The 4,752-nt window shown below is 34.0% G+C and carries 5 protein-coding genes and 1 pseudogene; all 6 read right to left on the reverse strand.

Translation table 11 applies throughout. The annotated features are described in order from the left end of the window. Window positions 1-326 (reverse strand): annotated as a pseudogene (locus ACW2QF_RS17830) (ABC transporter substrate-binding protein); the annotation flags it as partial. Then, window positions 323-1,102, reverse strand: a complete 780-nt coding sequence (locus ACW2QF_RS17835; RefSeq protein ID WP_455717368.1) for a Rossmann-like domain-containing protein — start codon at window positions 1,100-1,102, stop codon at window positions 323-325. The pseudogene ACW2QF_RS17830 and the gene ACW2QF_RS17835, both read right to left, overlap by 4 nt. Window positions 1,103-1,154: 52 nt before the next feature. Next, window positions 1,155-1,943 (reverse strand): ABC transporter ATP-binding protein, encoded by a 789-nt coding sequence (locus ACW2QF_RS17840; RefSeq protein ID WP_455717369.1) that lies wholly within the window; start codon window positions 1,941-1,943, stop codon window positions 1,155-1,157. Beyond that, entirely contained in the window at window positions 1,937-2,950 is a 1,014-nt protein-coding gene (locus ACW2QF_RS17845) for a FecCD family ABC transporter permease (protein WP_455717370.1), read from the reverse strand. The genes ACW2QF_RS17840 and ACW2QF_RS17845 overlap by 7 nt, the downstream gene beginning before the upstream one ends. A 20-nt stretch (window positions 2,951-2,970) precedes the next feature. Beyond that, complete coding sequence (locus ACW2QF_RS17850; protein WP_455717371.1) at window positions 2,971-3,984, reverse strand: ATP-binding cassette domain-containing protein; 1,014 nt, start codon at window positions 3,982-3,984, stop codon at window positions 2,971-2,973. 18 nt (window positions 3,985-4,002) lie between these two features. After that, window positions 4,003-4,689, reverse strand: coding sequence for a GTP-binding protein (locus ACW2QF_RS17855; RefSeq protein WP_455717372.1), 687 nt, complete (start codon window positions 4,687-4,689; stop codon window positions 4,003-4,005). Window positions 4,690-4,752 lie beyond the last annotated feature (63 nt).

Genomic DNA, 4,752 nt, shown 5'->3' on the forward strand with positions numbered 1-4,752 from the left:
ATATATGATTTAGCATTATCAGAGAATTCAGAAGCCAAACCAATTAATTTATCAGGATCGACTGAGAAAAGAACAATCTGTGCTAAGGAACCTGAGGCTGCAATTCTAGTTATATTACTTGGTATCTCTACCTCACGTCCTGCTGAATCTGTAAATAATATTGTATCCGATGTTTCATCTTTATTACTCGGGTCTGTTGTTTTTGTATCCTCAGATATTACTTCTTCTGCAACTTTTTCTTCACTTTTCTTAGTATTGCAACCTATTAAGCTTATAACTAGTAGAATTACCAACCATAGGCATTTCATTCTCCTGTATCTCTTCATTGACATCCCTCCATGTTAACGTATTTTTTTATGAACTCAACCTTTTGACCTGAACGATATAGTTTTACTCTTTCACTACCTTCACAAACTCTTTTACATCTATCTTGATCGGTTACTACAAAACCAGCTAACTCATTTACACCATAATCGAAAAGTTTTGGTGCTAATGTTGTGCTAGGTCCAACCACAATTACATACGCTGAATTTGAGAGTTGAAGCAATCTCGGTAATGTCTTATTTACTAAACTACTTCCAGTTATGAATACATAATCCATTAACGGTAAGATATATTCAGATGCTGCATCTGGATAGTCATTAACTATAGGGTCTCTCTCTATTATGGATAATTGGCATATCGGTTCAAATAAATCCTCTAAAAGAGGAAAATGTCCCACCACTGCAACATTTTTCCCTTCAATCTTCTTTTGATACCCAACAAATGGATCATTTACTCTATCGTCAAACATTATGCTCTCTCTTATTTCCACTCCATTTCCTTTCGCAACTGGTATTGCGTTATAGTAGGAATTAATTGCTGCAAGTCCCATTGCAGCTTCAAGAAAATTCCATGACTTCACACAACTAGCCACTCTCTTTAAGGACATACCTATAATAGGTTTCGTTAATGTTGGTAACCTATTAAGTGGCAACATACTGCTACCAAGCCCAACACCTAAAGTGGATTTTACCATACTAAAGTAGCAACCATTCACTGCTTCTTCTACCATAATGTCCTCTGGTATACCATTAATTAAATCGTCATATAATTCCCACATACCTGATTCCTCCTTGTTTTTGTACTTTAGCTAGATATCTTAGGAAGGCTTGCTAAGGGCAAAAGGAATACGGAATACACACTTTCGTATTATTGTCTCCTACCGTGAATATCTTTACATTCAGCTGGTATAATTTAGATAACATCTCTTCGTCTAATAGCTCATCAGTATCTCCATATCCAATTAATTCGCCATTCTCTAGTGCCATGACCTTACTTGCATACAGAAATGCTTGTTCTGGATTATGCATAGACATTATAATAGCAAATCCTTCTCCTTCTAATTCTTTTATCTTTTGTAAAACCCTATTTTGATTTCCATAATCTAAATTAGAGGTTGGTTCATCCATTATCATGATTTGCGTATCTTGAGCAAGAGCGCGTGCAATCAACACTAATTGTCTTTCTCCTCCGCTGATATTGGCATAACCACGATCTTTTAGATGTATAATTCCCATTTTTTCTAAGGCACTATCCACCCTATCATTTTCCAATTTACCTGGTAAAGAAAAAGCATCTAATCCTGAAGATGTTCCCATTAACACGATATCTTTTACCTTATAGTTATAGGTAGGTATATGATTTTGTGGTATGTATGAAATTTTTCTAGCACGCATCTTAGGCGTTAACTTATTGTTATCGACTCCGTCAATACGTATTATTCCACTATAATGTTGTAGCCTTAAGATACATCGAAATAATGTACTTTTACCAACCCCATTGGGACCTAACAAACAGATTAATTGCCCAGATTTAGCACGAAATGAAACTTTCTTCAATACACTATGATCTCCATACTGTGAGGATACGTCCTTAATTTCTAATCGTATATCTTCTAACATTCTTCTCCCTCCTTACATAACAAATATAGAAAAAACGGAGCGCCTACTAATGATGTTAATATTCCTATTGGTATCTCAGTAGTTGCAATTAACCTTGAAATATTATCTATAACTAGCATAAAGGTTGCCCCCATGATTGCTGATATAGGAATTAAAATTCTATTATCATAACCAACCAGTAATCTTGAAAAATGCGGTATGACCAATCCTACCCAACCTACCATTCCACTTATAGAAACACAAGAAGTAGTTAATAATGTTGCACAAATAATAATGATTATTCTATAAACCTTAATATTTACACCAAGTGCTATTGCCTCTTCTTCCCCCATTGTTAGTAAATTAATCTTCCAACGTAATAGATATATTACAACAGCTGATATTACACATGGTATAAGTAAAAACCAAATATCCTCTAATGCAACACCAGAAAAACTTCCCATTAACCAATATGTTATTGCTGGTAATACATCATTGGGATCCGCAATTAATTTTAAATACGATGTACCTGCAGAGAATAAGGAACTAACAATCATTCCCGATAATATTAATCCTAATATTTGATTTTTCTTTGCTTTCTTACTAAATGCACAAACTAAAAGAATTGACCCAATTCCAAAAGCAAAAGCCATAATGGTTGTCATGAATTTTCCTAAATACAATGTGATTGCTAATGCAGCTCCAAAACCTGCTCCAGATGAGGCTCCTAATACATCAGGTGAAACCATTGGATTTTTAAAAATCCCCTGATATGCACAACCTGCAATTGCTAAAGCACCTCCCACAACAGAGGAAACTATAATTCTTGGCATTCGTACATAAAAAATAATTGCTTCAACTTGCTTTCCATAATCCATATTATTATTTACTATCTTTGATAACAATACTTTGATTAACTGATTAGGTGTAATTGCATATCGTCCTAAAGTAAAGGAAATGATAAAGCAAAGTACAAACGCTACTAATAAGGAGATTAATACACTTGTATGCTTCTTTGTTTCTTTCATTGTATTCCTCCTTGTTATTATTAATATGAGAAAAATTCTGTCACATTAAAATCTATGGTGTCTCCTTCTCTTAACATGTTACGCATGGCAAGTAATCTTTCATCGATAAAACTAATCACAGACAAATTCTGTTTTTCCTCTTTCTTTGTCTCAATTACCTTGTAGATACCACCATTTTTTATAACAACACGCTTTCCTGCAAGCAATGCTACGATTGGATCATGTGTGGATATCAATACTATTTTCTCTTCTTTTGCCAATAGTTGAATTGCTTTCTTTCTGTCAATACCTGCATTCTCTATCTCATCAATAAGTACAATAGGTGAATCACTAAGTAATGCTGTATCAGCAATCATTAATGCCCTTGACTGTCCACCACTTAATTGTGTAACCTTCGTACTACTATCAAATGTCTCTCCCGCTAATTCATTTGCGTATATTATAATTTTATTCACTATTTTTTCGATATTAGATACTTGCCTACTTTTCGCATGCATGATTAAGAAATCTTTTACTGACAAATCCATAATAAAATTCATATTCTGAGATAACTGAGCAACTAGTTTTCCTCCCATATCAAAACGAATTTCTTCTGTTGGCTCCTCATTATTGATTAATATCATCCTTTTCGTAGGGGTATCTCCTTGCGCTAAACATTCAATATCACCTAATAATCTGCTTTTACCAGAACCAGTTGGACCGACAATACTGATCACCTCGCCCTTTTTAATCGTAAGTACGACATTTTCTGCTTCTAAAAACTTATTTCTCCCTCCAATTATAGTAATTTGCTCTATACATTGCTTTTTCGCTTTATTACTTGTTCTCATCTTTTCAATATATGTTTCCATTGACCGCATAAGCGTAAAGTAGTCGATTCCAAAATCCTGTAATATACTTTGATCTATAGAATCCATATTTTCCTTTAATGTCTTGCTCTGATCAATATTCTTAATCCGATAATTTTCAAGAAACCCTTGCAAAAATGGATATTTATCTATCAAAGTTTCAATTGTACTCGTTTCAATACTCATTCATACCCCTCCTTCTACTTATTCAAATTGAATTTTTCTCATCATTCCCATCTGATAACTTTCTCCTATTAAAGTTTCTCCTGTGCAATAAGAACAGACAGAAGATGGAACGGTAAAACGAAGTCTATTTCCTTGTAAGGTATCTACTTCCTTTGCATCTAAAAAATATTTACTTAACATAAATGTTCCCTGCCCAGTAATACCATTTACATGTACTATTTTTGCCCCTGGATTTGCTTCCCTAATATGAAAAGCAAATACTTCTCTTTCAGCTTGAGATACAATATCTCCTTTCGTGACAACAACTATATCTGCATATTTTAACATCGGTCCTATCTTTTTTGGTGTATTTACTCCTGATAAATTATCTATGATACAAACTGCTAGAATTCCTTTCATGTAGGGAGAGCACCTATTACAAAGCCCTGCGCTCTCAGTAATCAAGAAATCCAAGTTTTTATCTTCTGCCCATTCCCTGGCATCTTCGATGTTACTAATAAAGAAATGATCCGGGCATATTTTCCCAGACAATCCAATTTGTAGTGGTATCTTATACTCCTCATAAATTAAATTGTCAAACGAAGTTAAACAATCAAATTTTACAACTCCAACCTTTTTACCTTCATTGCGTAAACATTCAATTGTCTTTACAATAGTCGCTGTTTTTCCAGACGATGGAGGCCCTGAAATAGTAATTATTTTCATTCCCTTAACTCCTTATATAATATATTTAGGTTGATAAAGGTAACCCATAACCCTTTGTTAGCT

This window comes from Anaerosporobacter sp., assembly GCF_965301125.1.

Bases quoted from the DNA above. Each gene is read 5' to 3' on its own strand.
- ACW2QF_RS17840 (WP_455717369.1), bottom strand. From the start codon at position 1,943: ATGTTAGAAGATATACGATTAGAAATTAAGGACGTATCCTCACAGTAT.
- ACW2QF_RS17845 (WP_455717370.1), bottom strand. From the start codon at position 2,950: ATGAAAGAAACAAAGAAGCATACAAGTGTATTAATCTCCTTATTAGTA.
- ACW2QF_RS17850 (WP_455717371.1), bottom strand. From the start codon at position 3,984: ATGAGTATTGAAACGAGTACAATTGAAACTTTGATAGATAAATATCCA.
- ACW2QF_RS17855 (WP_455717372.1), bottom strand. From the start codon at position 4,689: ATGAAAATAATTACTATTTCAGGGCCTCCATCGTCTGGAAAAACAGCG.
- ACW2QF_RS17835 (WP_455717368.1), bottom strand. From the start codon at position 1,102: ATGTGGGAATTATATGACGATTTAATTAATGGTATACCAGAGGACATT.